This window comes from Arthrobacter sp. NPDC056493, from assembly GCF_042795115.1.
In the GTDB taxonomy this organism is placed as follows: domain Bacteria; phylum Actinomycetota; class Actinomycetes; order Actinomycetales; family Micrococcaceae; genus Arthrobacter.
Genome location: NZ_JBHTSL010000054.1, coordinates 15,029 through 39,564, shown reverse-complemented (window position 1 = coordinate 39,564; position 24,536 = coordinate 15,029). Strand labels below are relative to the sequence as shown.

Genomic DNA, 24,536 nt, shown 5'->3' with positions numbered 1-24,536 from the left:
GAGCCGGCCCACCGCCGTCGTACGTCAGTCTTTAGTTCACCGCACCGGTGAACTTCTCACCGGGACCCTTGCCCGGGGGATCCGGGATGATGGATTCTTCGCGGAAGGCGAGCTGCAGGGACCGCAGGCCATCGCGCAACGGACCGGCATGCTGCGAACCGATCTCCGGGGCAGCGGCCGTCACCAGGCCGGCGAGGGCGGTGATGAGCTTGCGGGCCTCGTCCAGGTCCTTGAGCTCAGCGGCGTTCTCCTCAGCGGCCAGGCCGAGCTTCACGGCGGAGGCACTCATGAGGTGCACGGCGGCCGTGGTGATGACCTCAATCGCGGGAACTTCGGAGATGTCGCGGATTTGCTGCGTGACGTCCTCCCCGGCGCCGGGCGCCTGGTAGACGTGTGAATTGCTGTCTGGAGTGCTCATACTGGTAAGCTTGTCACAGACCGACTGGATGTCGTTATTTTGCCGTGGATGAGACCCACTGCCGCGAATGTGCGGTAAGCGGGTTTCTATCTGTAGAATTGATACTCAGTTTGCAAGCGGAGTTCTCTCCCACCCGCGTCAGCCGTTTTCCCTGGAAGGTTCAGGGCAGCAAGGTTGCCGGGTAACGGTCGGGCGGTTCACCGGGCAGAAGTGCGGTGGAGTGCGTGCGGTCCCTGCGGGGAGGTGCACATCCGATCTTCGAGGCCTTCGATTGCTCCGGCAATTGGGGGCCTTCTCTATTTTGCCGGTGGAACACCCATTACAAACACAGGAGCTTTAACATTAGCGAGCCAAGAATCAATGAGCGTATCCGCGTCCCTGAGGTGCGGCTGGTCGGCCCTGCCGGCGAACAGGTAGGGATCGTCCGTATCGAGGATGCCCTGCGTCTGGCTGCCGAGTCCGACCTGGATCTCGTTGAAGTTGCACCGCAGGCCAAGCCTCCGGTGTGCAAGCTGATGGACTTCGGCAAGTACAAGTACGAAGCCGCAGTCAAGGCCCGTGAGGCCCGGAAGAACCAGACCAACACGGTTCTGAAGGAAATCCGGTTCCGCCTGAAGATCGACACCCACGACTACGAGACCAAGCGCGGCCATGCCCTGCGGTTCCTCGGAGCCGGGGACAAGGTCAAGGCCATGATCCAGTTCCGCGGCCGTGAGCAGCAGCGTCCCGAAATGGGCCTGCGCCTCCTGCAGCGTTTCGCTGAGGACGTGTCTGAAGTTGGTGTCGTGGAGTCAAGCCCGCGCATCGACGGCCGCAACATGGTCATGGTGATCGGCCCGCTGAAGAACAAGGCCGAGGCGAAGGCCGAAGCCCGCCGTGCGACGCAGCGTGCCGAAGCCAGGGCGCAGAACGAAGCCAAGGCTGCCGGCCGCGTCGACACCTCAGGTGACGATCAGGCACCGCTGACGCAGTCGTTGGCCGACCTCCTCCCGGAGGGCTTCAAGGTTTCTGCGGACACGGCTGCCGACGAGGCAACGGCAACGCAGGAAGCCCCGGCTGTTGAGGCCGAGGCCGGTCAGGCTCCGGCTGCAGAGGTTCAGGCTGCTGAGACGGAGGCAGCTCCGGCCGCCGAAGCCCCCGCAGCTGTTGCTCCCGCCGCCGAAGCTCAGGCTGCGGCACCTGCCGAAGCTCCCGCCGAGCCCAAGGCTGCTGCCCCGAAGGCCGCTGCACCGAAGGCTTCGGCCCCGAAGGCTGCTGCCCCTGCCGTTGCGGCGGAACCTGTGGCCCCGAAGGCTGCTGCCCCGGCACCTGCGCCGAAGGCTCCGCAGGCCGAGACGCCTGCCCCGGCAGCGCCGAGGCCTGCAGCTGTACCTGCCCCGCCGAAGCCGGTGGCCAGGCCCGCTGCGCCGAAGCCGGTGGCACGTCCTGCTGCGCCCCGGCCCACGCCGAAGCCGGCAGGCAAGAAGACCAACTAGTTCGAAACTGCGGAAGGCATCCCCTTCAGGCAGCCAGCAACCAGCACGCCGTCCCCCGGGGCGGCTGCGCGAAAGACTGCAGACATGGTCTGCGGATACGTTAGGAGATCGGTTCCCATGCCGAAGATGAAAACCCACAGTGGTGCTAAGAAGCGCTTCAAGCTGACCGGTACCGGCAAGCTGCGCCGCCAGCAGGCCAACCGCCGCCACTACCTGGAGCACAAGTCCAGCCGCCTGACCCGCCGCCTCGCCGGCGACAAGATCGTCTTCAAGGGCGACGCCAAGGTCATCCGGAAGATGCTCGGCATCTAGTTCCAAGCTCTTAGGTTGCCGCCATCAGGCAGCAACCACCCACCAATAAGCCTTCTCAGGCCAGCCGGATCACCGGCGAAAGATGCTTGGGACAAGAATTTTGAAGGAGTACGCACGTGGCACGTGTGAAGCGGGCGGTAAATGCCCACAAGAAGCGCCGGGTTGTCCTCGAACGCGCCAAAGGTTACCGTGGGCAGCGCTCACGCCTGTACCGCAAGGCGAAAGAACAGCTGCTGCACTCGTTTGTGTACAGCTACGGCGACCGCAAGAAGAAGAAGGGCGACTTCCGCCGCCTGTGGATCCAGCGCATCAACGCTGCATCCCGCGCCAACGGCCTGACCTACAACCGCCTGATCCAGGGCCTGAAGGCTGCTGAGGTTGAGGTTGACCGCCGCATGCTGGCCGAGCTCGCCGTTTCCGACGCCAACGCCTTCGCTGCGCTGGTCCAGGTTGCCAAGGACTCCCTGCCTGCAGACACCTCCGCTCCGGCCGCCAAGGCTGAGGCTGCACCGAAGGCCAAGGCTACCCGCGCACGCGCTGCGAAGAAGCCGGCCGCTGCAGCTGCTGAGTAAGCAGACAGCTCCCAGTTCAAGGACCGGTGGCCACAGCCACTAAGGTTTCTTATATGAACGAAACCGGGCGCCCGCAAGACTTTCCACTCTCCAATCCCCGAGCAGATCGGGTCAGGGACGTGGCAAAGCTTGCAGGGCGCCCGGCCCGTTTAAAGCGCCGGCAGTTCCTGGCCGAAGGCCCCCAGGCGGTTCGCGAAGCCCTGATTCTCCACGGCAAGCGGGTCGCGGCGGGCCAGCCGGGCATAGTCCGCGAGGTGTATGCCAGTGCGGCCTGCCTGGACCGGTACCCCGAGTTCGAGGAACTGGCCGCGGGTACCAGCGCCCGGCTCGCCACGGACGATGTCCTGGCCGCCATGGCGGACACCGTCACGCCGCAGGGGATCGTTGCGGTGTGTGATTTCGTGGACGTCGCCCTGGCGGACGTGCTCGACGCCGGGCCCCGGCTCATTGCCGTGCTCTGCCAGGTCCGCGACCCGGGTAACGCCGGTACTGTGCTTCGGGCCGCGGATGCAGCCGGAGCCGACGCCGTGGTCCTGACCGGTTCCAGCGTGGACATCTACAACCCCAAGGCGGTCCGGTCGACTGCCGGATCCCTGTTTCACCTGCCCGTGGTCCTCGGCGCCGACGTCAGTGAGCTGGTGGCGCTGTGCAAGGACCGGGGGATAGGCGTGCTCGCCGCGGACGGCTACGGGCAGCTGAACCTTGACCGGCTGCAGGACGAGAACGCCGCACGCAGGCTTGGCGCCTCGGCCGCTGGCTCGGACTACGCACTGGAAAACCCCACGGCCTGGCTTTTCGGCAACGAAGCCCAGGGCCTCTCCGACGACGAGCTCGCGCTTGCCGACCACCGCGTGGCCGTGCCCGTATATGGCGCCGCGGAGAGCCTCAATCTTGGAACCGCCGCCACCGTCTGCCTCTACGCCAGTGCGAGGTCCCAGCAGCCCGCCTAGGACGCTGGAGATTTTGTCCAGATATCGGCCGCAGAAGGCACATTTAGTCGCGATATCTGGACAAAAACTCCGCTCGCAGGCTGGGCCGGGCGTCGCCCAAGAATCCGTCATACAGGAATCCGTCATACAAGAAGCCGTCGTCCAAGAAGCCGTCGCCCAAGAAAGAGCGGGGCCCACCGTGCTGGTGGGGCCCCGCTCCTGTCTGTTTTGTCTGTTATGGGCCTGGGCTTGTCGAGGCCCAATGCCTGCGGGCCTGGCCTGTTATGGTGCCCGGGTGCTCCGGTTGCGGCCGGTGATGGCGCCGTAGATACCGGCGACGACGAGACCGCCGATGATGGCGAGGATCCAGGTGCCAAGGTCGAAGAACGCCAAGTCACCCTTGCCGAAGAGAAGGCTGCCGATCCAGCCGCCAACGATGGCGCCAACGACGCCCAGAACCAGGCTGGTGACCCAGCCGCCGCCGACCCGTCCGGGCATGACGGCTTTAACAATTGCGCCTACGATCAGGCCGAGAATAATCCAAGCAAGAAAACCCATTGTCTGCTCCTTCATATTCGTCGGGATCGATTCTTATCAGTCCCGATATGGCTTCAAGCTAACACAGCGCGCGTTTCTTTGTCAGCAGGCTTACTTTTGGCTTTTCGTGGCGTCCGGAGGCCGTGTGCGGTGTCTGTTCCGGGCCGGGCGGGTACGGTATTTACTAGACGGCGGTTCCATCCCGCCCTGTCCCATCCGTTGAAATTTCCACGTGAAGAGGTGAGCCTCCCTTGGCTGCAAATGGCGGTACCAAGGCGATTGTCGCGGCGCTGGCCGCCAACCTGACCATCGCCGTCCTGAAGTTCGTCGCGTTCCTGCTGACAAGCTCCTCATCGATGCTGGCTGAGGCCATCCACTCTGTCGCCGACTCGGGTAACCAGATTCTGCTGCTGGTGGGCGGGAAGCGTGCCCAGCGGGCAGCCAGCCCGGAGCACCCGTTCGGCTACGGACGGGAACGGTACATTTATGCGTTCATCGTTTCCATCGTGCTCTTCAGCGTCGGCGGCCTGTTCGCGCTGTATGAGGCATGGGAAAAAATCCAGCACCCGCACGCCATTGAAGGCGACTTTTGGTGGGTGCCCCTGGCCGTGCTGGTGGGGGCCATTATCGCGGAGGGATTCTCGTTCCGGACGGCGATCACCGAGGCCAACCATATCCGCGGCAGCCAGGGCTGGATCAGCTTTGTGCGGACCGCCAAGCAGCCCGAGCTTCCGGTGATCCTGCTCGAGGACTTCGGCGCGCTGCTGGGCCTGGTGTTCGCCCTGTTCGGAGTGGGGCTGACCCTGCTGACGGGCGACGGCATCTGGGACGGGATCGGAACCGGCATGATTGGCCTGCTGCTCGTGGCGATTGCCGTGATCCTGGCGATGGAGACCAAGTCGCTGCTGCTGGGGGAGTCGGCCACCAAGGACGACGTCGGCCGCATCCGGCGCGCCATCGAAGCGGACGGCACAGCCATCATCCACCTCAAGACCCTGCACCTGGGCCCGGAGGAGCTGCTCGTGGCCGCCAAGATCAGCGTGGACGCCGGCGATTCCGGGCTGGATATAGCCAAGGCCATCGACGACGCCGAAGCCCGGATCCGTTCGGCAGTTCCCATCGCGCGGGTCATCTACCTGGAGCCCGACATTCGCCGCGCACAGGTGGCCAGCGGGCCCGCCCTTGCGGGCGACTCCGGCGCGTAGCTGATTGCCATAGAAAGCTGGGCCGCTGGCGCTGAGCCTCCGGAGCCGCCGGCTTCGTGACTGTTCTGGGCCGCTGGCTCCGTGACTCCTGTTACGGGGCCAGCGGCTTTTTGCGTTCCAGCAGGCCGCTGAGCAGGGCCACGATCAGGCCGAGAATGGCCAGGACCGCACCTACCAGGGCGGGCGCAACGTAGCCCCAGCCCCACGCGATCACGACGCCGCCGAGGAAGGCGCCCAGGGCGTTGGCCACGTTCAGTGCTGCGTGGTTGAGTGACGACGCCAGCGACGGCGCGTCGGGAGACGCGTCCAGCAGCCGGGTCTGCAGAGCCGGGACGAGCATGGACCCGGCGCCGCCCACCACGAACACCATGACGAAAGCTGACCACGGCCAGTGCACGGCCACGGCGTACACCACCAGTGCGACGGCGATTCCCGGCAGGACGCGGTAGATCGTCCCCATCACGGACTTGTCCGCGATCCGGCCACCGACGATGTTGCCCGCCACCATGCCCAGTCCGTACAAGGCCACCACGAACGGCAGCAGGGCGGCAGGGATTCCGGCAACGGAGGTCATGGTGTGGGAGATGTAGGTGTACGTGGCGAAGAACCCGCCGAAGCCCACGATGCCGATGAGGATCGCCAGCCAGACCTGCGCCCGCTTCAGCGCGCCGAGCTCCCTGCGGATGCTGGCGTCAGCGTGCGCCTTTTGGAAGGGAACGAATTTCCAGATGAGCGCCAGGGTCACCAGACCCAGCACCCCCACCAGGACAAAGAGGAGCCGCCAGCCAAAGGTCTGGCCGAGCCAGGTGGCGAAGGGAACACCGACCACGTTGGCAACAGTGAGCCCCGCCATGACCATGGAAATGGCCCAGCCCCGCTTCGTCGGCGCCACCAGGGAAGCGGCGATCACGGCGGCAACACCAAAGAACGCACCGTGCGGCAGGCCGGCGGCGAACCGGGAGACCAGCATGCTCGCGTAATCGGGAGCGATGAACGAGGACAGGTTGGCAACGCTGAAGAACAGCATGAGGCCCAACGCGAGGAACTTGCGCGGCAGCTTCGCCCCGACGGCGGCAAGTACTGGCGCTCCCACGACGACGCCGAGGGCATAGGCAGAGATGAGATGGCCGGCTTCGGGAGTGCTGATCCGGAGTCCGACCTCGACCTCCTTGAGCAGCCCCATCATGGCGAACTCGGTGACCCCGATGCCGAAACCGCCCATGGCCAGGGCCAGGATGGCGGGGCCGACGCGCGTGGCGGCCTTGGGCGTGCGGGGAGCCTGGACAGTGGAAGTCATGTGCCTGCTTTTCGAAGGGAGTTACGGAGTAGGCCTCGTTGCCACTGATACGTCTGATTTTAACAAGATTCCCGGCAGGACGGATATTCCCGCCGGGAGAGGCTCCATCCGCGCCATGCGACGTGTGCCCTGTCACCCGGGCCCTCATTAGACTGGACCGGTGACTGAACTGATCAACGTCGTGGGCGGGGCCGTGCTGGACTCGCTCTCCGCTCCCTCCCGGCTTCTCGTGGCGCGCCGCACGGCGCCTCCGCAGTTTGCCGGCATGTGGGAATTCCCGGGCGGCAAAGTGGAACCGGGGGAAGCCCCGGAGAGTGCACTGCACCGGGAGCTCCGCGAGGAACTCGGCATCGGCGTCGTTCTTGGCGTGGAACTGGAGGCGCCCGGGCCGGCCGGCTGGCCCCTGAACGCCAAGGCCGCGATGCGGGTATGGTTCGCGGAAGTGGCCGACGGCGAACCTCGGCCCCTCGAAGATCATGATGAACTCCGCTGGGTCAGTATCCGCGAAGGCGACGAAGCCCTCAGCCTGCCATGGATCCCGGCCGACCTGCCGATTGTCCGGGCGCTGCTCGCCAGCGTCGCCGCAGCAAGCCGTGCAGGCTCTGTCCCGGGAAATTAACACCACCCTCCGCCGCTTTCCTCGTCCTGCCCTCCGCTTTATGGTGCGGACGCTTTGTGGTGGCTGCGCGGCCGCGGGGCTGCTGGCTTAGAACAGCGTGGGCTGGGACGACCGGGTTGGGTTGCCGTGGCCGTGCCGGCCTGCTGGGTGTTGCGGCAGGCTTCCCTCGGGATAGGCCGCTTCCTCGCCGCGGGGATCGTCTGCCTGGTGATCGTCGACGTCCCGGTGGCTGAAACCGTGCGAGGCGGAGAAGCCGTGCCGGGCCTTGAAGAAACGGACCCTGCCGGCCAGCCAGATGCGGTACTCCTTGGAGGCATACGAGCCTGTGCCGTACAGCCTGCGGTAGCGGCCCACGAGTTCCGGATGCCGGGCGGCGATCCACTGCATGAACCATTCCCGGGTGCCCGGCTTCAGATACAGGGCTCCGGCCGTGACGCCGGTGGCACCCGCGGCCGCAAGCGAGGAAAACAGGGAGTCAAGTGCCTCGTCGCTGTCCGAGAGCCAGGGCAGGATGGGCATGGCCATCACCCCGCATGGCAGCCCGGCCTCGCGGAGCCTGGAAACGAGCTTGAGCCGGGCACGCGGTCCAGGCGTGCCGGGTTCGATGGCCTCGGAGAGCTGCTCGTCCGTCATGGCGAGCGAGATCCCGATGCCCACCGGCACCTGCGCGGCGGCATGCTTCAGGAGCGGAATGTCACGCGCCAGCAAAGTGCCCTTGGTCAGGATGGACAGCGGGGTCCCCGAATCGGCCAGCGCACCAATGATGCCGGGCATCAGCCGGTACCGGCCCTCGGCCCGCTGGTAGGGGTCCGTGTTGGTGCCCAGTGCAACCTGCTGCCGGTTCCAGGAGGGCTTGGCCAGCTCCTTGCGCAGCACCTCGGCCGCGTTGATCTTCACCACCACCTGGCTGTCAAAATCGAGCCCGGCGTCGAAGTCAAGGTAGGTGTGGCTCTTGCGGGCGAAGCAGTAGACGCAGGCGTGGCTGCAGCCCCGGTACGGATTCACGGTCCATTCGAACGGCATCCGGGAGCCGGCTGGCACCTTGTTGAGCACCGATTTGGCGGTGACCTCGTGAAAGGTGACGCCGGCGAACTCGGGCGTGGACACAGAGCGCACCAGGCCGGCCAAGGGCAGCAGCGGTGCCGTCCCCGGCATCTCTTCCTGTGCCGGTTTGAGTGCCTGCGCGTCCCATCTCATGACCACTATTCGAAGGTATGTTCGAACTTAAGTCAAGGTCCGCCGTCGGCGTTTCCTGGGGACCGGCGGCTACGCTGGGTCCATGATTCTGCTCACCGGCTTTGAACCTTTCGGCGGACAGCCGATGAATCCTTCGTGGACGGCTGCGCAGTCCGCGCGGGATCTGCTCCTGGCGGAAGGGCTCGACGTGGCGGCCGTGGAACTGCCGTGTGTTTTCGGCGCGGCCGGGAGTGTGCTGCGGAATGCCCTCGATGACCTGGAGCCGGAACTGGTGGTGTGCACCGGCCAGGCGGGAGGCCGCGGGCGCGTGTCGCTGGAAAGGGTTGCCATCAATTGCGATGACGCACCCATTCCGGACAATGACGGAAACCAGCCCGTGGACCGGCCAGTGGTCCAGGGCGCCCCGGCCGCGTATTTCACCTCGTTGCCGATCAAGGCGGCCTTGGTTGCCGTTGAAAAGGCGGGTATTCCCGCCGAGGTCTCACAGACGGCAGGAACGTACGTCTGCAACCACACTTTCTATGCGCTCATGCACGAGCTTGCGTCCCGTCCGGGCGTCCGTGGCGGATTCGTCCACGTTCCGTTCGCGCCGGACCAGGTGGAGCAGGGGAGCGGTGCCCCGTCACTGACTGTGGCCGCGATGGCGGAGGCCATTGCCGCAGTCGTCCGAACCTCGCTTAGCCGGCCATCCGGCCTAACCCAGCCCGCCGACACCGCGCTCGCCGCGGGCAGCATCCATTAGCAGCTCCCACTCAACCGTGACACTGGTGCTGACGCCGGACTCACCGGCTTCGACAGTCATGGAGTCGGCGGCGAAAGCCCGCTGTATCCCGCCCACCGGAACGGGCGCGGACGGCACGGGGTGCTGCCGGACGGACACCACCTCACCCAGCCGGGCGCCCGCAAGCGCGGCCAGCTGGGATGCTGCCGCCAGCGCGTCGGCCCAGGCGGCATCGCGGGCCAGCGTCATCACGGCTGCGGCATCGGCGAATCCGAGCTGCACGCCGTCCAGGCGCACGTCGTTGCCGCCTGCCTCGACGGCCGCGGCGATGACCTCGGCTCCCGCGGCGGGATCACGGAGCCGAACGCTGAGTATGCTGGATGCCACATAGCCGGTGATCTGTTGGCCCCGGCCCTCCTGCCAGACGACATCGGCGCGGATGTTGAGCCCCGACGTCCTGATATCCCGGTTCTCCACGCCCCGGCCGCGCAGTGCGCCCGTTACGGCTGCGGATGCCTCGCCGGCGGCCGCGTAGGCATCACCGGCGCTGTCGCGCCGGCACTCCACGCCAACGGAGAGCGTCAGCAAGTCCGGTGCGGCCTCGGCTCTTCCGGATCCCGTGACCGTGACGGTGCGGGCTTCCGCCGGGCCCGCGGGGTCACGCATGCCCGCGCCTCCGGCCATACACCCGCCTCCGGTCATACCCACGCTTCCGATCATGGAGCCTTCGGTCCACATAGCCGCCGGCCGCCAGCCCGGCATGCCGCTCGAAAGGATTTCCCGACGCCGGATCGCCGTACCGCACGGCCGACCAGGCTGCGGCCGCGAAGTAGAACAGCAGGAAGGGCAGCCCCAGGCACCATGCGTACTGGGTGCTGTGACGCTCTTCGTGGCTCAAGAGCACACGGCCGGTCAAAGCGGTGTCGGCGTCTGCGCGGAAGATGACCACGTTGCCCACGGTGAAAGCGCCAGCCACCGGCAGCCGCCAGCGGTAACCGGTGGCGACAATCAGGCCGCGGGGACCCCGGAAAGTCCTGGTGCCGGCCAGCCTGGCCAGCACCAGCCCCAGCGGCGTGGAGGCATTCAGCACGTTGGCGAGTTGCCTCAGTCGCTGTCTTTGCGTCAGGGGGCCACTCATTCGGGGCCTCTCGTTCGGCGGCCTTGCATCATGAAGCCATGCTAGCCGCGGGCGCCGGAGCAATACAGGCGCCCCCCGGCGCCCGCTGTCAATTAGCCCGGCGCTGTCAATTAGACTGGGAACAGTGCCTGCCGGCCACCCGCCGTCGAGCCTGCCCTTGTCCGTGGATGGCGTCTTTGGATGGCGTCCCTGGATGACTTTTCTGCAATGAAGTGCCAGCGACGGACGCGCGGCCGGGGAAACCGGCGCGGCTGCACCGGCCGCTGGCATCACCCGACTCGTAGCTAAGAACAGTAGATGACTGAAACTTTGCCGGGCGCCGCCGTCCCGAACCCTCTGGATGAAGCCGCCATCAACGCCGCCGTGGAGCTGGCCGTCGCCGCCATTGCCGGTGCCTCCACGCTCGATGAACTCAAGGCAGTCCGCCTCGCCCACACCGGCGAGAAGTCGCCGCTCAGCCTGGCCAACCGTGAGATCGGCAGCCTGCCCAAGGACCAGAAGGCTGCCGCCGGCAAGCTGATGGGTTCCTCGCGCGGACGTGTTAGCAAGGCGCTCGCGGACCGTACCGCCGAGCTCGAAGCGGAAAACGATGCCCGCATCCTGGTTGAGGAGACCGTGGATGTCACGGCAGCCCCGCGCCGCCGCCGGGCCGGAGCCCGGCACCCGTTGTCCACGCTGCAGGACCGCGTGGCGGACATCTTCGTGGGCATGGGCTGGGAAATCGCCGAAGGCCCCGAGGTCGAATCCGAGTGGTTCAACTTCGACGCACTGAACTTCAAGCCGGATCACCCCGCCCGCGAAATGCAGGACACGTTCTTCGTGGAGCCGCCCGAGGCCCACCTGCTGATGCGCACCCACACCTCGCCGGTGCAGGTCCGTTCCATGCTGGAGCGTGACGTGCCCATGTACGTGCTGTGCCCGGGCAAGGTGTTCCGCACCGATGAACTCGATGCCACCCACACCCCGGTGTTCCACCAGTTCGAGGGCCTGGCCATCGACAAGAAGCTGAGCATGGCTGACCTCCGCGGAACCCTGGAGCACTTCGCCCGCCAGATGTTCGGCGACGAAGCGCAGATCCGGCTGCGCCCCAACTACTTCCCGTTCACCGAGCCATCCGCCGAGCTGGACATCTTCCACCCCGGCGCCAAGGGCGGCCCGCGCTGGATCGAATGGGGCGGCTGCGGCATGGTCAACCCCAACGTCCTGCGGGCCGCCGGCATCGATCCGGACCTCTATTCAGGCTTTGCCTTCGGCATGGGCATCGAGCGGACGCTCATGTTCCGCAACGAGGTCGGCGACATGCGCGACATGATCGAGGGCGATGTACGTTTCAGCGAGCACTTCGGGATGGAGATCTAACAGTGCGTATCCCACTTTCCTGGCTGCGTGAATTCGCGCAGGTACCGGCTGGAGCCACGGCCGAAGACGTCATGGCCGAACTGGTCAAGGTCGGCTTTGAAGAGGAGGCGGTCCACCGCCCCACGGACGCCCTTCGCGGTCCCGTCGTGGTGGGCCAGGTCCTGAGCCTGGTCAAGGAACCGCAGACCAACGGCAAGACCATCAACTGGTGCCACGTCCGCGTTGTCCCCGAAGGCCAGGCGCAGACCCTGACCGGCGAGGGCATCGACCCCTCCGGCGTGCAGGGCATCATCTGCGGAGCCCACAACTTCGTGGAAGGCGACAAGGTGGTGGTCACACTTCCGGGCGCCGTCCTGCCCGGCGACTTCCACATCTCGGCACGGAAGACCTACGGCCACCTGTCCGCAGGCATGATCGCCTCCGTCCGCGAACTGGGCATCGGCGAGGACCACGACGGCATCCTGGTGCTTTCCCGGATCGGCCTGGATCCCGAGATCGGTACCGACGCCATGGAACTCCTGGGTCTTTACGACCAGGCCGCCGAAATCAATGTGACGCCGGACCGCGGCTACGCCTTCTCGATCCGCGGCGCGGCGCGCGAATACGCCCACGCCACCGGCACGGTGTTCACCGATCCCGCGTCGAAAGTCAACGCCCCGGCCGTCCTCTCCGGCGGCTACGGCGTCAAGATCAACGACGACGCGCCCATCTACGGCAAGCCCGGCTGCGACCGCTTCGTGGCGCGCACCGTCCGCGGCGTCGACGCCACCAGGCCCACGCCGCCGTGGATGACTTCCAGGCTTCGGTTGGCTGGAGTCCGGTCGATCTCCCTGCCGGTGGACATCTCGAACTACGTGATGCTCGAACTCGGCCAGCCGCTGCACTTCTACGACCAGGACAAGCTGTCCGGCGACATCGTGGTGCGCCGCGCCGTGCCGGGGGAGAAGCTGACCACGCTCGACGGCAAGGAGCGCTCGCTCGACGCCGAGGACCTGCTGATCACCGACGCCTCAGGCCCCATCGGCGTCGCCGGCGTCATGGGCGGCGCGTCCACCGAGGTCTCCGACGCCACCACGGCTGTCCTGATCGAGGCGGCCCACTTCGAGGAAGTGTCCATCGCCCGCTCGCGCCGGCGCCACAAGCTCCCGTCAGAGGCTTCCAAACGCTTCGAGCGCGGCGTTGACTGGCAGGTCGCCAACATCGCGGCCCAGCGCGCCGTCGACCTTCTCGTGGAACTGGCGGGCGGGACGGCCGATGAGGCCGGCACCGACGTCGGAACCGCGCCGGACCCGGTGACCATCGCGCTGCCGGCGGAATACGCCGCCGCCCGGATCGGCATCGACTTCACCGAAGAGCAGATCGTCACGTCCCTCGAGGACCTCGGCGCTGTCCTCGAAAAGACCGACGCCGGCTGGACCGTCACGGCGCCGAGCTGGCGGAACGACCTGGAAACCAAGGAGGACCTCTCCGAGGAGGTCGCCCGCCTGGTGGGCTACGACCAGATCCCCGCGACCCTGCCGGTGGCGCCCCCCGGCCGCGGCCTGACCCGCGTCCAGCAGCAGCGCCGCCGCCTGGTCCAGGCGCTGGCGGACGCCGGCCTGACCGAGGTCCTGGCCTACCCCTTCGTGTCGAAGGCTGCCAACGAGACGTTTGGCGTGGCCGAGGAGGGTTCGCCCCGGACTGCGGTCAAGCTCGCCAACCCGATCAGCGAAGAGCACGGCTACCTGCGCACTTCGGTGCTCCCGGGCCTGCTGGAGGTCGCCAAGCGCAACCACTCCCGCGGCTTCCGCGACCTTGCCGTCTTCGAAGCCGGCATGGTGTTCCTGCCCGGTGCCACCCTGGGCACGCCGTCCATTCCTCCGCTGGGCGTCAAGCCCTCCGATGAGGTGCTGGACGCGCTGTACGACGGCGTTCCGGACCAGCCGCTGCACGTCGCCGCCGTCCTGACCGGCCATGACTCGCCCGCCGCGGCCGGCCACGCCCCGCGGCCGTGGGACTGGGCGGACGCGCTGGACATCGCCCGCCTGGCCGGTGACGTCCTCGGTGTGGAGCTCGTGGTCACCCAGGGCCGGCACCAGGCCTTCCACCCCGGCCGCGCCGCGCAGCTTTCGCTGCGCTCCGGCGAGGTCGTGGGGTACGCCGGCGAACTCCACCCCAAGCTCCTGGCCGCGCACGACGTGCCCGCGCGGTCCGTCGCGCTGGAACTGAACGCGGACGCCCTGTTCGAGGCGGCGGCCGACGTCGTGGTGGCCCGCCACATCTCCACCTTCCCGGTGGCCACGCAGGACGTGGCCCTCGTGGTGCCGCAGGACGTCCCCGCCGACGACGTGCTGGCCGCGCTGCGCGAAGGCGCCGGCGAGCTGCTCGAGGACGTCGCCCTGTTCGACGTCTACGCGGGCAAGGGGATCGAGGACGGCAAGAAATCCCTCGCCTTCGGCCTGCGGTTCCGCGCCACCGACCGGACCCTTACGGCGGACGAGGCATCGGAGGCGCGGGAGCGCGCCGTCGCCACCGCGGCCGAGCGGTTTGGTGCCGTCCAGCGGTAAGCGTGCAGATGAACCTGTCCAGCGGTAAGCGTGCAGATGAACCTGTCCAGCGCTAGCTGGCCATAAAGAAAGACCACGCCAAACGGCGTGGTCTTTCTTTATGGCCGAAAACCAAATGCCGGACGCAATTACGGCAGCGGCGGCAGGGCTTCCTCGTAGAGCCAGGGATGCAGCAGCGATTCCGAGTCCAGTCCGGTGACCCGGTCGGCCGTGAGGATGAACTCGGACGTCGACACGGAACTGTGGGCATGTGTCCGGGTCCATTCCTGCAGCAGCGCGAAGAAGGCGAGGTCGCCGCAGCGGCGGCGCAGTGCGTGCAGGGCCAGTGCTCCGCGTTTGTAGACCCTGTCGTCGAACATCAGCTCGGGTCCGGGATCACCCACCAGAAGGTCCTGCGCGTCTGCGCTGAGCCGCCGCCAGGCCGCACGCGCCCGCTCGTGGGCGGGCATCACCCCGGCCTCCTCGGACCAGATCCATTCCGCGTAGCAGGCGAACCCCTCGTGCAGCCAGATGTCGCTCCATGTGCCGAGCGTCAGCGAGTTCCCGAACCACTGGTGGGCCAGTTCATGCGCGATCAGACGCTGTGACTCCCAGCCGGCATCAAGGTGGTTGCGGCCCAGGATGGACAGCGACTGGGCCTCGAGCGGAATTTCGAGGGCATCGTCGGTGACCACCACCGTGTATTCGGGGAATGGATACGGGCCGAAGCGGCTCACAAAGGTGCTCATCATGGCCTCCTGCCGGTCCAGCGCTGTCTCAGCCCGGGCCACCAGGTGCGCCGGTGCCGCAACGAACTGGGGCACGCCGGCCGAGTCCGGCAGGCTCACCAGCCCGTACCGGCCGATCTGGATGGTGGCCAGGTACGTGGCCATCGGTTCGCGCTGCTCGAAGACCCAGGTCTGGCGGCTCGACCTCACGGCCTGCCCGACGAGGAGCCCGTTGCACACGGCGCGGTAACCGGCGTCCGTGGTGACGGTGATCCGGTAACTGGCCTTGTTCCGTGGGTGGTCGTTGCACGGGAACCAGGACGGCGCTCCGTTGGGCTGGCCGGCCACGAGGACACCGTCGGTGAGCTCCTCCCAGCCCACCTCGCCCCACAGTCCCCGCCGCGGCTGCGGGTTGCCGTCATAGCGGATCTCGAGGCTGAATTCGGAGCCCGCCTCGAGGGGCTGCCCGCATTGCACTACGAGCTGTTCCGCCCGCTGGGTGAACTTCCGGACCCGGGCCCCGTTCAGCTGCACCTTCAGAGCGCGGAGTCCGGTCATATCGAGTACGACGGCGGACGTGCGGCGTGCCGCCACGGCGGTCAGTACGGCACGGCCGGCCAGCCGGTTGCTGGCGAGCCTGTAGTCGAGCTCGAGGTCATAGTGCAGGACGCGGTAGGCATCCGTTCCGTGGCCCGGGACGTAGGGGTCGCCGGTGGCCGTGGCGCCGGCGGAGAGGACGGCGGCCGGGCCGGGCGATTCTCCGGAGCTCATTCTGCGTGTGACTTCCTTAGCTGGGGCGGAGCCGCTGCGGGCGGTGTTCATGCCAGGCGGCGCTTATTTGAGGCGGGGTGCCGGAACGGCGGGCCCGGTCCACGGGCTGACCGGATTCCCCATCCAGTACGTCCCGGCCGGAACGGTCTCGCCGCGCATCACCAGGGACGCCGGACCGACGGTCCCGCCCTTGCCAATCCTCGCCTGCGGCAGAATCACGCCGTGCGGGCCCATCGTCGCCCCGTCTTCGAGACTAACAGTGTCGATGCTCATGATGCGGTCGTGGAAGAGGTGCGTCTGGACAACGCAGCCGCGGTTGACCGTGGAGCTGGCGCCGAGGGTCACGAGATCCGCCTCGGGAAGCCAATAGCTCTCGCACCACGTGCCCCGGCCGATCTTGGCTCCGAGGGCCCGCAGCCACCAGACCAGGGCCGGCGTGCCGCTGGCGGACCGGGCGAACCACGGGGCACTCACCATTTCGATGAAGGTGTCCACCACCTCGTTGCGCCAGATGAAGGAGCTCCACAACGGGTGTTCACCGGTCTTGATCCTGCCCACGAGCAACCACTTGGCGGCAACGGAGAAGCTTGCCGCCACCCCGCCCGCGAGCAGGAGGACCACGCCGCCGAGTGCTGCCGCCGCACCGTAGCCCAAGGCCGTGGCCAGCCAATCGAAGACGAGCAGCACGCCAAGGGCCAGGCCCACCGTCAGGGCTACCGGCACGAACCGGCACAGTTCCCAGATGCTCCTGGCCACCTTGAGCCTGGCCGGCGGCTGGAAGGTGCGGGTGCTGTCCGATGCCACCGCAGTGCGCCGCAGCCTGACCGGAGGGCTGCCCAGCCAGGACGTCCCTGACTTGGCCTTGCCCGGAGTCGCCGAGAGGACCGCGACCAGTGAGTTCTTTGGCACGCTGCGCCCGGCGGCGGTCATGCCGGAGTTGCCAAGGAAGGAACGCTTTCCGATTTTCGCGGGCGCGATCCGCATCCAGCCTCCGCCGAGTTCGTACGAGGCCACCATGGTGTCGTCGGCGAGGAAGGCACCCTCGCCCACCGTGGTCATGCGCGGCAGCAGCAGGACGGTGGAGGCCTCCACATTCTTTCCGACCTTCGCCCCCAGCAGCCTCAGCCAGACCGGAGTGAACAGGCTGGCGTAAATCGGGAACAGCAGGTCCCGTGCCATGTCCAGCACGCGCTCGGTGGCCCAGACCTGCCAGCCGACGCGGCCGCGGACCCGGTAGTAGCCCTCCCTCAGGCCGAAGCCCAGCAGCCTGGTGGTGGCCAGGATCAGCAGCATGTTGGTGAGGAACCAGGCCAGGGCGGCCAGCGGAAGCGACGCCAGCACCTGCGGCACGGCACTGAGCAGTGAGTCGTTGCCCCTGATGAACAGGAAGACCACCAATGCTGCGGCCATGGCGGAGGCGTAGGGAATCAGGGCGAGGACGGCGGACGCGGCAGCGAAGGCCGTGAACCAGAGACGGCCCAGGAGGGAGCTGACCGGCTGGCCGGCGGGCCAGTCCTGCTTCGCCTTGCCCCGCCGTTCTGCCGGTGAGCCAGCCACCACCTGGCCGGCCCTGACCTTGCCGAGCACGGCGGAGCCGGGTTCCACCTGCCCGCCGGCGCCGATGCTGGCCCCGGGCATCAGGGTGCTGCGGGCTCCCACGGTGGCGTCCGCCCCGACGTGAACGTGGCCGATGCGGACGATGTCGCCGTCGATCCACCACCCGGACAGGTCCACCTCGGGTTCGATATTGCAGCCGCGGCCCAGGGTGAGGAAGCCCGTCACCGGAGGAAGGGAATGCAGATGGATGTTGCTCCCGATCTTGGCACCGAGGGCCCTTGCATAGTAGGGCACCCAGGGTGCGCTGGCGAGGCTGATGGCGCCGGCCAGGTCCTGGATCTGTTCGGCCAGCCAGAGCCGCAGGTGTACCTTGCCTGCCCGCGGGTAGTTCCCTGGCCGCACGTTGCGAAGCAGAAGGCGGGCGGCGGCAACAGAGATGGCCATCCGTCCGGGCGGGCTGACGAAGACCAGCCAGGACGCGGCCACCCACCACCATGACACGGTGGGTGCGGCCGTGAACCCGGCAAACGCGAACAGTACGTTGTTGGCGGCCATCAGATAGGTCAGCCAGCGCATGCCGGCCAGAATGTGCAGCGGAATGCCCATGAGGGTCTGGAAGACCTGCGACTTCAGGGCCGTGGGGCGGACCGGCCGTTCCGGGGCCGGGCCGGCGGAGACGCCGTCGGGCAGGGATTGGCGGGCTGCCTCGATCAGTGCGCCGATGCGCGGGGTGGCGTAGATGTCGGCCACGGTGATGGTGGGATAGCGGACCCGGAGTGCGGAGACGAGCTGCGCTGCAGCCAGCGAGCCGCCGCCGTGGGCGAAGAAGTCCGCATCGAGGCCTGCGACGTTGCTCCCCAGGATGGCCTGCCACTGGTCCACGACCCACTGGGCATCCTCCGGCAGGTTCAGCGGCGCGGCGTCCGCGGCTGCGGCGCCGGCACCCGGCAGGGGCCAGGGCAGCGCATGCCGGTCGACTTTCCCGCTGGTCTTGGTGGGCAGGGTGTCGACGACGGTCAGCATCGGGATGAGTGGCGCCGGCAGCGTGCCGGACAGCAGGTCCCGGAGTGCAGCCAGGTCTAAGGAAGGATGGGCCGTGGCGGTCCCGCCGGCGGCAGCCAGGTAACCGACGAGCACCTGGTTGCCGGCCGCCGTCGTGCGGACCGCGGCGGCGGCGCCCGCAACGCCCGGAAGGGACTGCAGGGCAGCGTCGATCTCACCGAGTTCGATCCGGCGGCCGCCCAGCTTGACCTGCTCGTCGGCGCGTCCCATGAAGATCAGGCCGGCGCGCTCAAAGCGGACCAGGTCGCCGGAGCGGTAGGCGCGCCCCCACCCCAGTGAGGGCATGGGGGCATATTTCTCCGCATCCTTCTGCGGATCGAGGTAACGGGCCAGTCCCACGCCGCCGATGATGAGCTCGCCCACCTCGCCTTCGGACACCGGCACGGCGTCGGAGTCCACCACCGCCAGGTCCCAGCCGTCCAGCGGGAGCCCGATCCTGACCGGGCCTGTACCGCCCAGCGGAGCTGCGCAGGCCACGACCGTTGCCTCGGTGGGTCCGTAGGTGTTCCACACCTCGCGGCCGTCCACGGCCAGGCGCTCGGCCAGCTCCGGCGGGCAGGCCTCGCCGCCGAAGATCAGCAGCCGGACGTTCTCCAGGGCCTCTGCCGGCCAGAGCGCCGCAAGCGTGGGAACGGTGGAGACCACCGTGATGCCGTGGTTGATCAGCCACGGTCCCAGGTCCATGCCGGTGCGGACCAGAGCCCGCGGGGCGGGCACCAGACAGGCGCCGTGGCGCCAGGCCAGCCACATCTCTTCACACGACGCGTCGAACGCCACCGAAAGTCCTGCGAGCACACGGTCCTGCGGGCCCACCGGATCGTCCTGCAGGAAGATGCGGGCTTCCGCGTCCACGAACGCGGCCGATGAGCGGTGCTGCACCGCCACGCCCTTGGGCGTCCCGGTGGAACCGGACGTGAAGATGACCCAGGCGTCGTCGTCGGGAGTGGCCGGGCGCGGAGCCGGGTAGGGGTGCGGCCGCTTGTGGTCCGTGACGATCTCCCCGTTGGCCCGCAGGATGCCGGCCACCCGTGCCTCTCCGAACACCAGCTTGGCCCGTTCGTCCGGGTCATCGGCGTCCACGGGGACGTAGGCGGCGCCGATCAGCAGGACGGCAAGAATTGCGATGTAGAGCTCGTTCGTGCCGGACGGAATCCGTACCCCGATCTTGTCTCCCGCTCCCAGGCCGGCCTGGTGCAGCCGCCGGCCCCCGGCCTTAACCTCGGCCAGGAGCTGGGCGTAGCTCAGGGAGCGGCGGCCGTCGTCGAGCGCCGAAGCATCCGGGAAACGTGCGGCGGTATCGGTGAGGATGTCCACCAGGGTCCGCTCCGGCGGTGCGGCGGCGGCGCCCGGCAGCTGGGCCGGGTACCCCTCCTCTGCCGCCGGCCCGCCGGCGGCAGAGGAGGCGGTTGTATCCAGGATTTTGGGGAGGGGCTCAATCACGGCTGGATTCTCCCTCAGCAAGATGAACGGAAGGTGACATCGTTTCCCCTGCGTTAAACCGGGACCACTTTGTTACGGGACGGCAGGCCAGGTCAGGGGACGAGCAGAACCTTGCCGGTGGTGCGCCGGCCTTCGAGGTCCTCGTGTGCCTTGCGGGCCTCGGCCAGCGGGTAGGTGGCGCCGATGCGGACGTTAAGGCTGCCGTCGGCGGCGGCGCCGAAGATTTCCGTGGAGCGCCAGAGCCGTTCCTGCGGATTGCCGAGGAAGTGGGCGAGCGACGGGCGCGTCAGGGTCAGCGAGCCGCCGGCGTTGAGCCGCTGCGGGTCCACCGGCGGAACCGGTCCGGACGCTGCGCCGAAGAGCACCAGCGAACCGCGGGTGCGCAGGCTGGCCAGCGAGCCGTCGAACGTGTCCTTTCCAACGCCGTCGTACACCACGTTCACACCGGCACCGTGGGTCAGGTCGCGGACGGAGTCGGCGAACCCGCCGTAGCGCAGCACCTCGTCCGCGCCGGCACCCCGGGCCAGGGATTCCTTCTCATCAGTGGAAACGGTGGTGATGACACGGGCGCCGCGGGCCTTGAGAAGCTGGATCAGCAGCAGGCCCACCCCGCCGGCGCCGGCGTGGACCAGGACGTTGTGGCCGGGCTCAACACGGAACGAGGAGTTGATCAGGTAATGGGCCGTCATGCCCTGGAGGGGGAGTGCGGCGGCGGTGTGGTCGTCCACGCCGTCCGGCACGGGCAGGGCCTTGGCGGCATCCAGCACGATGTACCCGGCGTAGCAGGCGGTTCCTTCGGCGGTGGCCACCCGGCTTCCCGCCGCGAAGTCCTCCACGCCTTCGCCGATGCCCTCGACGACGCCGGCCGCTTCAGATCCTGGGGTGAAGGGGTAGGCCACCTTGTAGGTGCCGCTGCGCTGGTAGGTCTCGATGAAGTTGACGCCCGTTGCCGCTACCTTCACGAGCAGCTGGCCGGGACCGGGGACGGGGCGGTCGATTTCCGTGAAGTCCAGAACCTCCGGTCCGCCCGGCTGCCGGGCGACGATGGCGTGCGTCATGGAATTTCTCCTTTTCCGGGCCGGGACCTCCGGCACCCTTCCTCACCTCATCCTAGGGACAAATGCTCCGGGGAGCAGCGCGGTGCAGGTGAAGTCGGCGCGGACACGCGAAGTCGGAGCAGCCGGCTAGTAGCGCCGGGAGACCGCGGCCATGGGGCATTCGAAGCGGCGTCCCGCGGCGAGCCCAACCTCATTGAGGTAACGGACAATGATCCCGAACGACGCCGCCAGCGTGGTCTCCGTGAGGGGAATCCCGTGTTTGTGGCAGTGCTGGCGCACAAGCGCGGTTGCCTTGTGAAGCTGGGGCCGGGCCATGTCGGGAAAGAGATGGTGCTCTACCTGGCGGTTCAGGCCGCCGAGCAGGATATCCATGAACCGGCCGCCGGAAATGTTGCGTGATGTAAGGACCTGGCGGCTGAGGAAGTCGACGCGGCTGTCTGCCGGAAGGACCGGCATGCCCTTGTGGTTGGGTGCAAAAGAAGCACCCATATAGAAGCCGAAAACAGCCAGCTGCACGGCGATGAAGGCGGCAGCCATGCCCAGCGGCAGGAATGAAAACGCCAGCACGGGAAGGATGCTGAGGCGGGTCAGCAGGATCGGCAGTTCCACCCAGCGGTGGGTGACCTTGGCGCGGCGGAAGATGAAGCGCACGGAATCTATCTGCAGGCCGAGGCCGACGAGGAACAGCAGGGGGATGAAAAGCCAGCCCTGCTTGCGCGTGAGCAAGGCCAGCCGGCCCTGCCGCTCGGCCGCCGCCTCGGTGTGGAACACGATGGCGCCCGGCGCGATGTCCGGGTCCTTGGATATGACGTTCGGGTGGTTGTGGTGTGCCCCGTGTTTCTGTTCCCACCACGAGTAGCTGACGCCGGCAACGGAGGTGGCCAGGAGCCGCGCCGACCAGTCGTTGGCACGGCGGGAAGCGAATATCTGGCGGTGGCCGGCCTCGTGGGCCAGGAAGCTCAGCTGCGTGCAGATGATGCCGAGCGCTGCGGCGATGAGGAGCTGGAACCAGCTCTGGCCGATCAGCGCGAAACCGAACCAGGCCGCTGTCATGAGTACGGCCAGCGTGGCGAAGACGGTGATGTAGAAGCCCTGGCGCCGCTCCAGGAGTCCGGCTGCGCGCACGGACTTGAGCAGGTCGGAGTAGTTCTGGGTGACGGGGTTGGCCTGGCGGACGCGGCCTGCCTGGCGGATTCGGGGTTGCGGGCGCTCGGAAGTGATAGCGGTGGCCATGGCCTGGGTGCCTCGTAACTGTTACGGGCAACGCTGCCGCCGACATTCGGCACGCACGGTCTGGATCACCCTCCGTCAATCATACGGCGGCAGGCAGGCGCGGCTCCTCCATGCATAAATATCGGGACCTATGCATACTCTTGCTGTATAGTCGTCTTCATGACTATTTCTGTTGCCGTTTCCGGCGCCAGCGGCTACGCCGGCGGCGAAGTCCTCCGCCTCCTGGCCGGCCATCCGGACGTCACCATCGGAGCCATCACGGCACACAGCAACGCCGGTTCCAGACTAGGCGAACTGCAGCCGCATCTCCATGGCCTGGCGAGCAGGATTCTCGAGGACACCAGCGTGGAGAACCTGGCCGGGCACGACGTCGTGTTCCTGGCCCTCCCGCACGGGGCGTCCGCCGAGATCGCGGCCAGGCTCCCCGAGGGCACGGTGGTGATCGACGCCGGCGCGGACCACCGCCTGGAGTCCGCCACCGCGTGGGAAAAGTTCTACGGCTCGGACCACGCCGGAACGTGGCCCTACGGGCTGCCTGAACTGCCGGGCCAGCGCGAAAAACTCAAAGGCGCCAACCGGATCGCCGTCCCGGGCTGCTACCCGACTTCGGCGCTGCTCGCCCTCACGCCCGGCTTCGCGGGCGGCCTGCTCGAGGGCAACGACGTCGTCATCGTGTCCGCCTCCGGCACCTCCGGAGCCGGCAAGGCAGCGAAGGTGAACCTCATCGGCGCCGAGGTCATGGGGTCCATGAGCCCGTATGGCGTGGGCGGCGGCCACCGGCACACGCCGGAAATCGAGCAGGGCCTGTCCAATGCCTCCGGCGAGCCGGTGACGGTTTCCTTCACGCCCACCCTGGCGCCCATGAGCCGGGGCATCCTCACCACCGCCACCGCACGGGTCAAGCCCGGCGTCGGGGCCGAGGAACTCCGCCGTGCCTGGGCGGAGGCGTACGACGACGAGCCGTTCGTCCACCTGCTGCCCGAAGGCCAGTGGCCCACCACCAAGTCAGTACAGGGTTCAAACCACTCCGCCATGCAGCTGGCTTTCGATCAGCACGTCGGGCGCGTCATTGTCACGTGCGCCATCGACAACTTGACCAAAGGCACCGCCGGTGGAGCGGTGCAGTCCATGAACATTGCCCTTGGCCTGCCGGAGACCGCCGGCCTCAATCTGCAGGGAGTTGCCCCGTGACCGTTACCGCCCCCAAGGGATTCCGCGCCTCCGGCGTCACCGCAGGACTCAAGGCCTCCGGAAACCCGGACCTCGCCCTCGTGGTCAACGACGGACCGTCCAAGGCGGCAGCCGCGGTCTTCACCTCCAACAGGGTGGCAGCGGCCCCCGTCCACTGGTCACGCCAGGTGGTCTCGGACGGCCGCGTCGACGCCGTGATCCTCAACTCCGGCGGCGCCAACGCCTGCACCGGCCCGCAGGGCTTCCAGAACACGCACACGACGGCGGAGAAAACGGCCGAGGCGCTGGGCCTGTCCGCCACCGACATCCTTGTTTGTTCCACCGGCCTGATCGGCGAGCAGTTGCCCATGGACAAGATTGTCCCCGGCATCGACGCGGCGGCCGCGGCCCTGAGCGCCGACGGCGGTCCCGAAGCGGCCACCGCCATCATGACCACCGACACGGTGCCCAAGCAGGCGGTCTTCAGCGGCGCCGACGCCGAAGGAAACGAATTCACCATCGGCGGCATCGCCAAGGGCGCCGGCATGCTGGCGCCCGGGCTCGCCACCATGCTGGTGGTGCTCACCACCGACGCCGACGTGCAGCCGGAAATGCTCGACGTCGTCCTCCGCGACGCCACGCGCGTCACCTTTGACCGGGCAGACTCCGACGGCTGCATGTCCACCAATGACACCGTGGTGCTGCTGGCCTCCGGCGCTTCCAAGGCCGTTCCGTCAGCCGAGGCGTTCGGCCAGGGCCTCACCCAGGTCTGCGCCGAGCTGGCCCGCAAGCTGATCGGCGACGCCGAGGGCGCCAGCCACGATATCGCGATCCGCACGTTCAACGCCGCCACCGAGCGCGACGCCGAAACCGTCAGCCGCGCCGTCGCCCGCTCCAACCTCTTCAAGGCAGCCATCTTCGGCAAGGACCCCAACTGGGGCCGCGTGCTTTCAGCCGTGGGAACCACCGACGCCGTGTTCGAACCGGACCAGCTCAACGTGTCCATGAACGGCATCCAGATCTGCCAGAACGGCGGCATCGGCCAGGACCGCAAACTGGTGGACCTGGAACCGCGCGAGGTGCTCGTGGAGATCGACCTGCAGGCCGGCGGTGCGGAAGCAACCATCTGGACGAACGACCTCACGCACGACTACGTCCACGAGAACAGCGCCTACTCAAGCTAGATCCGCCAGCAACCTGGAGAACCAGCCGC

The 24,536-nt window shown here is 67.7% G+C and carries 21 protein-coding genes; 11 read left to right on the top strand and 10 right to left on the bottom strand.

Annotated elements, in window-relative coordinates; all coding sequences use genetic code 11:
* Positions 1–31 precede the first annotated feature (31 nt).
* Positions 32–418, bottom strand: coding sequence for a DUF1844 domain-containing protein (locus tag ACFQ50_RS18895; protein ID WP_377997171.1), 387 nt, complete (start codon positions 416–418; stop codon positions 32–34).
* Between the two features lie 383 nt (positions 419–801).
* Between ACFQ50_RS18895 and infC the strand changes: the two genes are divergently transcribed.
* From infC to ACFQ50_RS18875, 4 genes are all read left to right on the top strand, one after another.
* Positions 802–1,893, top strand: coding sequence for a translation initiation factor IF-3 (gene infC / locus ACFQ50_RS18890; protein ID WP_377997170.1), 1,092 nt, complete (start codon positions 802–804; stop codon positions 1,891–1,893).
* Between the two features lie 117 nt (positions 1,894–2,010).
* Positions 2,011–2,205 carry a 50S ribosomal protein L35 gene (gene rpmI / locus ACFQ50_RS18885; RefSeq protein ID WP_003798720.1) on the top strand — a complete coding sequence of 65 codons (195 nt, stop codon included), beginning with the start codon at positions 2,011–2,013 and terminating at the stop codon, positions 2,203–2,205.
* A 116-nt stretch (positions 2,206–2,321) separates the two neighbouring features.
* Positions 2,322–2,777, top strand: coding sequence for a 50S ribosomal protein L20 (gene rplT, locus ACFQ50_RS18880; protein WP_314195606.1), 456 nt, complete (start codon positions 2,322–2,324; stop codon positions 2,775–2,777).
* Positions 2,778–2,830: 53 nt separating this feature from the next.
* Positions 2,831–3,727 carry a TrmH family RNA methyltransferase gene (locus ACFQ50_RS18875; protein ID WP_377997169.1) on the top strand — a complete coding sequence of 299 codons (897 nt, stop codon included), beginning with the start codon at positions 2,831–2,833 and terminating at the stop codon, positions 3,725–3,727.
* 261 nt (positions 3,728–3,988) lie between these two features.
* Here ACFQ50_RS18875 and ACFQ50_RS18870 read toward each other — a convergent pair whose 3' ends face one another.
* Complete coding sequence (locus tag ACFQ50_RS18870) at positions 3,989–4,264, bottom strand: GlsB/YeaQ/YmgE family stress response membrane protein (RefSeq protein ID WP_377997168.1); 276 nt, start codon at positions 4,262–4,264, stop codon at positions 3,989–3,991.
* Positions 4,265–4,494: 230 nt separating this feature from the next.
* On the opposite strand from ACFQ50_RS18870, the gene ACFQ50_RS18865 reads away from it, so the two are divergent.
* Positions 4,495–5,448, top strand: a complete 954-nt coding sequence (locus tag ACFQ50_RS18865; protein WP_377997167.1) for a cation diffusion facilitator family transporter — start codon at positions 4,495–4,497, stop codon at positions 5,446–5,448.
* Positions 5,449–5,539: 91 nt separating this feature from the next.
* Here the strand turns inward: ACFQ50_RS18865 and ACFQ50_RS18860 are convergent, their stop codons facing one another.
* On the bottom strand, positions 5,540–6,745 hold the full coding sequence (locus ACFQ50_RS18860; protein WP_377997166.1) for an MFS transporter: 1,206 nt from the start codon (positions 6,743–6,745) through the stop codon (positions 5,540–5,542).
* 160 nt (positions 6,746–6,905) lie between these two features.
* Here ACFQ50_RS18860 and ACFQ50_RS18855 point away from each other — a divergent pair, with 160 nt between their 5' ends.
* Positions 6,906–7,364, top strand: coding sequence for a (deoxy)nucleoside triphosphate pyrophosphohydrolase (locus ACFQ50_RS18855; protein WP_377997165.1), 459 nt, complete (start codon positions 6,906–6,908; stop codon positions 7,362–7,364).
* An 87-nt stretch (positions 7,365–7,451) separates the two neighbouring features.
* Here ACFQ50_RS18855 and ACFQ50_RS18850 read toward each other — a convergent pair whose 3' ends face one another.
* Complete coding sequence (locus tag ACFQ50_RS18850; protein ID WP_377997164.1) at positions 7,452–8,561, bottom strand: Rv2578c family radical SAM protein; 1,110 nt, start codon at positions 8,559–8,561, stop codon at positions 7,452–7,454.
* Between the two features lie 82 nt (positions 8,562–8,643).
* On the opposite strand from ACFQ50_RS18850, the gene pcp reads away from it, so the two are divergent.
* Positions 8,644–9,303, top strand: a complete 660-nt coding sequence (pcp, locus tag ACFQ50_RS18845) for a pyroglutamyl-peptidase I (protein WP_377997163.1) — start codon at positions 8,644–8,646, stop codon at positions 9,301–9,303.
* Here the strand turns inward: pcp and ACFQ50_RS18840 are convergent.
* Both ACFQ50_RS18840 and ACFQ50_RS18835 read right to left on the bottom strand, forming a co-directional pair.
* A complete protein-coding gene (locus tag ACFQ50_RS18840) occupies positions 9,256–9,948 on the bottom strand; it encodes an SIMPL domain-containing protein (RefSeq protein ID WP_377997162.1) in 693 nt (230 codons plus the stop codon). The genes pcp and ACFQ50_RS18840 overlap by 48 nt on opposite strands.
* Entirely contained in the window at positions 9,941–10,420 is a 480-nt protein-coding gene (locus ACFQ50_RS18835) for a hypothetical protein (protein WP_377997161.1), read from the bottom strand. Before ACFQ50_RS18835 ends, ACFQ50_RS18840 begins: the two co-directional genes overlap by 8 nt.
* A 297-nt stretch (positions 10,421–10,717) precedes the next feature.
* Here ACFQ50_RS18835 and pheS point away from each other — a divergent pair, with 297 nt between their 5' ends.
* A complete protein-coding gene (gene pheS, locus ACFQ50_RS18830; protein ID WP_377997160.1) occupies positions 10,718–11,779 on the top strand; it encodes a phenylalanine--tRNA ligase subunit alpha in 1,062 nt (353 codons plus the stop codon).
* A 2-nt stretch (positions 11,780–11,781) separates the two neighbouring features.
* The gene (gene pheT / locus ACFQ50_RS18825; RefSeq protein WP_377997159.1) at positions 11,782–14,325 is read left to right on the top strand and encodes a phenylalanine--tRNA ligase subunit beta; all 2,544 of its coding nucleotides are present in this window, start codon (positions 11,782–11,784) and stop codon (positions 14,323–14,325) included.
* Positions 14,326–14,453: 128 nt separating this feature from the next.
* Here pheT and ACFQ50_RS18820 read toward each other — a convergent pair whose 3' ends face one another.
* From ACFQ50_RS18820 to ACFQ50_RS18805, 4 genes are all read right to left on the bottom strand, one after another.
* Entirely contained in the window at positions 14,454–15,803 is a 1,350-nt protein-coding gene (locus ACFQ50_RS18820; protein ID WP_377997158.1) for a M1 family metallopeptidase, read from the bottom strand.
* Positions 15,804–15,866: 63 nt separating this feature from the next.
* The gene (locus ACFQ50_RS18815; RefSeq protein WP_377997172.1) at positions 15,867–19,838 is read right to left on the bottom strand and encodes a Pls/PosA family non-ribosomal peptide synthetase; all 3,972 of its coding nucleotides are present in this window, start codon (positions 19,836–19,838) and stop codon (positions 15,867–15,869) included.
* Between the two features lie 116 nt (positions 19,839–19,954).
* Positions 19,955–20,920: a quinone oxidoreductase family protein gene (locus ACFQ50_RS18810; protein ID WP_377997157.1), complete on the bottom strand. Its 966-nt coding sequence runs from the start codon at positions 20,918–20,920 to the stop codon at positions 19,955–19,957.
* A 126-nt stretch (positions 20,921–21,046) separates the two neighbouring features.
* The gene (locus tag ACFQ50_RS18805) at positions 21,047–22,153 is read right to left on the bottom strand and encodes a fatty acid desaturase family protein (protein ID WP_377997156.1); all 1,107 of its coding nucleotides are present in this window, start codon (positions 22,151–22,153) and stop codon (positions 21,047–21,049) included.
* Positions 22,154–22,312: 159 nt separating this feature from the next.
* Here ACFQ50_RS18805 and argC point away from each other — a divergent pair, with 159 nt between their 5' ends.
* A complete protein-coding gene (gene argC, locus ACFQ50_RS18800) occupies positions 22,313–23,344 on the top strand; it encodes an N-acetyl-gamma-glutamyl-phosphate reductase (protein WP_377997155.1) in 1,032 nt (343 codons plus the stop codon).
* Positions 23,341–24,507 (top strand): bifunctional glutamate N-acetyltransferase/amino-acid acetyltransferase ArgJ, encoded by a 1,167-nt coding sequence (gene argJ / locus ACFQ50_RS18795; RefSeq protein ID WP_377997154.1) that lies wholly within the window; start codon positions 23,341–23,343, stop codon positions 24,505–24,507. The genes argC and argJ overlap by 4 nt, the downstream gene beginning before the upstream one ends.
* Positions 24,508–24,536 lie beyond the last annotated feature (29 nt).

Coding starts and splice junctions, on each gene's coding strand:
- ACFQ50_RS18895 (WP_377997171.1), bottom strand. CDS start 418: ATGAGCACTCCAGACAGCAATTCACACGTCTACCAGGCGCCCGGCGCC.
- rpmI (WP_003798720.1), top strand. CDS start 2,011: ATGCCGAAGATGAAAACCCACAGTGGTGCTAAGAAGCGCTTCAAGCTG.
- ACFQ50_RS18875 (WP_377997169.1), top strand. CDS start 2,831: ATGAACGAAACCGGGCGCCCGCAAGACTTTCCACTCTCCAATCCCCGA.
- ACFQ50_RS18870 (WP_377997168.1), bottom strand. CDS start 4,264: ATGGGTTTTCTTGCTTGGATTATTCTCGGCCTGATCGTAGGCGCAATT.
- ACFQ50_RS18860 (WP_377997166.1), bottom strand. CDS start 6,745: ATGACTTCCACTGTCCAGGCTCCCCGCACGCCCAAGGCCGCCACGCGC.
- ACFQ50_RS18850 (WP_377997164.1), bottom strand. CDS start 8,561: ATGAGATGGGACGCGCAGGCACTCAAACCGGCACAGGAAGAGATGCCG.
- pcp (WP_377997163.1), top strand. CDS start 8,644: ATGATTCTGCTCACCGGCTTTGAACCTTTCGGCGGACAGCCGATGAAT.
- ACFQ50_RS18840 (WP_377997162.1), bottom strand. CDS start 9,948: ATGCGTGACCCCGCGGGCCCGGCGGAAGCCCGCACCGTCACGGTCACG.
- ACFQ50_RS18835 (WP_377997161.1), bottom strand. CDS start 10,420: ATGAGTGGCCCCCTGACGCAAAGACAGCGACTGAGGCAACTCGCCAAC.
- pheS (WP_377997160.1), top strand. CDS start 10,718: ATGACTGAAACTTTGCCGGGCGCCGCCGTCCCGAACCCTCTGGATGAA.
- ACFQ50_RS18820 (WP_377997158.1), bottom strand. CDS start 15,803: ATGAGCTCCGGAGAATCGCCCGGCCCGGCCGCCGTCCTCTCCGCCGGC.
- ACFQ50_RS18810 (WP_377997157.1), bottom strand. CDS start 20,920: ATGACGCACGCCATCGTCGCCCGGCAGCCGGGCGGACCGGAGGTTCTG.
- ACFQ50_RS18805 (WP_377997156.1), bottom strand. CDS start 22,153: ATGGCCACCGCTATCACTTCCGAGCGCCCGCAACCCCGAATCCGCCAG.
- argC (WP_377997155.1), top strand. CDS start 22,313: ATGACTATTTCTGTTGCCGTTTCCGGCGCCAGCGGCTACGCCGGCGGC.